The 602-nt window shown below is 46.2% G+C and carries 1 protein-coding gene; it reads left to right on the top strand.

Going from position 1 to position 602, the window contains the following annotated elements; genetic code table 11:
• On the top strand, positions 1-537 hold a 537-nt coding region (locus A3751_RS00265; RefSeq protein WP_231876798.1), incomplete at its 5' end, for a glutamate--tRNA ligase family protein.
• Positions 538-602: the final 65 nt, after the last annotated feature.

Below are 602 nucleotides of genomic sequence, written 5' to 3'. Positions count from 1 at the left end.
GACCGCAAGGGTGAACATTTGCCATCTTGCGGAAAATTTCACGGGGAGCAACCCAAAGACGGCGCAGTGCGCTTCCAAACTAAGCAAAAGCCGCTACAGTGGAATGATGTTCTGCTTGGCCCAAAAACAGAGAAACTAGATTCAGACTTCATCCTCAAGCGACGTGATGGCTTATATTCTTATCAACTCGCCGTGGTGTCGGATGACATCGACCAAAAGATTACTCACGTCATTCGCGGAATGGACTTACTAAGCTCCACACCGATGCAGTTAGCATTATATGATTCATTGGATTCAGCGGCACCAGAATTTGGCCACTTCCCTTTAGTGACAAATACTCAAGGACAAAAGCTTTCTAAGCAGAACCTTGCTCCCGCAGTGGACGACACAGCACCAATCAAAAATCTAGCGTTGTTAGGATCATGGCTGGGCTTTGAATTTCCAAATGGCACAAATCGACCGGAAGATTACCTGACATACTATCTGGATCAATGGGATCGCTCTCGTTTTCAGCCAAATGAGGATTATGTCATATAGGTCGCTAGCCAGAGCTGCGTTTGGTTGGTTATCATGAAAGCTCGCTGATGAATTAGAAACGCTCA

The organism is Oleiphilus sp. HI0080 (genome assembly GCF_001635135.1).
The sequence above is the reverse complement of the archived record's forward strand: the minus strand, read 5'-3'. Positions and strand labels throughout refer to the sequence as shown.